This is a genomic window from bacterium (assembly GCA_021372775.1).
In the GTDB taxonomy this organism is placed as follows: Bacteria; Acidobacteriota; Polarisedimenticolia; order J045; family J045; genus JAJFTU01.
Genome location: JAJFTU010000010.1, coordinates 1 through 1,774 on the forward strand (window position 1 = coordinate 1; position 1,774 = coordinate 1,774).

Below are 1,774 nucleotides of genomic sequence, written 5' to 3' on the forward strand. Positions count from 1 at the left end.
GTGCGGGGCCCCCGGCCCCCGAAAGCCGGACGCGGAGTCCGGCCCGCGGGGGGCGGAATCGGTCAGAATCGGTCGTCGAGGACTTGCCACGGCCGATCCGCCGGGGTAGCGTGGCAGCAGGTGAAGCGACGGGACCGCCCACCTACTCCCCAACGTCCCTGCACAGGAACCGACCATGACCACCAACGGCAACGGCACCACGCGGACCTTCACCCCCGTGAACCCCGACGCGGAGATCGTGAAGTTCGACAACATCGGCGACACGCTGGAGGCGACGCTCACCGGCAAGCGGATCGTGAAGCGCAAGGACGGCACCCCGGCCGTCCTCTGGGACTTCACCCTCGACTCGGGCAAGCAGGTCGCGGTGTGGGGGACCAAGTACCTCGACCAGCGGCTCGACGCGATCCTGCCCGGCTCCTACGTCCAGATCCAGTACGCTGGCGACGCGCCGGCCAAGCAGAAGGGCTACTCGCCCATGCGGATCTTCAACGTCGGCGTCGCGCAGTAGAAGGCCCGGCGAGTGACCAAGCGCCGCTCGCCTCCCCGGCCCCCGGTCGCCACGCGCGATCGGGGGCCTCGCATTTCCACCCTCACCGGCACCCTTGGACCGCGCGTCGAGCGCGCCGGGGTCGTCACCTACCAGATCGGACGCACCGCGCAGGTCGTCGGCCCGGACGCGGATCGCGTCCTGCGGCTCGCGCGGCCGGGCGCCGACGTGACGCTGACTTTCGCCGACACGGTGTTCCGCGCCGCGACTTTCGAGGAGGTCGTGGGCTCGCGCGAGATCGAGTCGCCGGCCCGCTACAACGAGGAGACGGGAAAGGAGCGCGAGGCCGCGACCTACGAAGTCCCGATCCTTCGCACGCGCCGAGTCGAGGGCGGAAAGGTCGTCTCCACCTACCGCGCCGAGCTACCGCCCGGGATGAAGGGGCGCCCGTTCGAAATCGGCGACGACGATCGGCAAGCCTTCGCCGCCGCGCTCGCCGCCGCCGTCACCGACTTCGCGCGCCAGGAGCACGGGTCCGGCGGCGCCGAGTACCGCGAGCAGCACTTCGCCGGCCTGTTCCGCGGCACCATGTACGCGGACCATTCGACCGAGCAGCGCGGCGAGTCGCAGATCGTCGGCACCTTCGCACGCACCGATCTGGAGAAAGTGAGCGCCGAGCTGGCGTCGCGGATCGAGGCGACGCTTGAGGGGCAGGCGCCCGGCCCGACCGGCGACGGCGCCGCAGGTGGCGGGCGCAAGGGATACGGCTACTTCTCCGCGGGGCCGCAGGAAGTCGCGATGATGGTCACGGAGACGCTCGACATGCTGGAAGCCCTGCTAGGCGAGGAGGGCGACTAAGTGGCCGCTCCGTCCATCCGGCCGCGCGCCGCCTTCGATATCGAAACGGTCGGGTGGGATCGCTTCTACTGCGGCGCGCTGCTGTTCGACGGCCGGATGCGCACCTTTCGCCAGGATCAGGAAGCGGATCTCGCCGCGGCCATTCTCGCAGTCGGCGAGGGCGACGTGCTCGCGCACAACGGGGGCCGCTTCGACTTCCTCTGGCTGATCGACGCCTGGATCCGCTTCGGCCTGTGGCGCGACGGGATGACGATCAACGTCGCCGAGTCGGGCGCGTCGATCGTCTCGATGCGCGTGCGCGGGCCCGGACTCAACCTCACGTTTCGCGACACCTATCGGATGTTCCCCGTGAGCCTCGCGCGGATCGGCGGCAAGTCCGAGGTTGGCCTTGCGTGCTCGATGGAGCGCGCCGAGTGCGCCGAGCAGGCG

The 1,774-nt window shown here is 70.3% G+C and carries 3 protein-coding genes; all 3 read left to right on the forward strand.

Going from position 1 to position 1,774, the window contains the following annotated elements; all coding sequences use genetic code 11:
- The first annotated feature begins 175 nt into the window (after positions 1-175).
- On the forward strand, positions 176-508 hold the full coding sequence (locus LLG88_00355) for a hypothetical protein (protein ID MCE5245364.1): 333 nt from the start codon (positions 176-178) through the stop codon (positions 506-508).
- A 12-nt stretch (positions 509-520) separates the two neighbouring features.
- A complete protein-coding gene (locus tag LLG88_00360) occupies positions 521-1,345 on the forward strand; it encodes a hypothetical protein (GenBank protein MCE5245365.1) in 825 nt (274 codons plus the stop codon).
- Positions 1,346-1,774, forward strand: a 429-nt coding sequence (locus LLG88_00365) for a DNA polymerase (protein MCE5245366.1), incomplete at its 3' end; no start/stop codon positions are given.

Excerpts from the sequence above, each read along its gene's own strand:
- LLG88_00355 (MCE5245364.1), top strand. The coding sequence starts at position 176 with ATGACCACCAACGGCAACGGCACCACGCGGACCTTCACCCCCGTGAAC.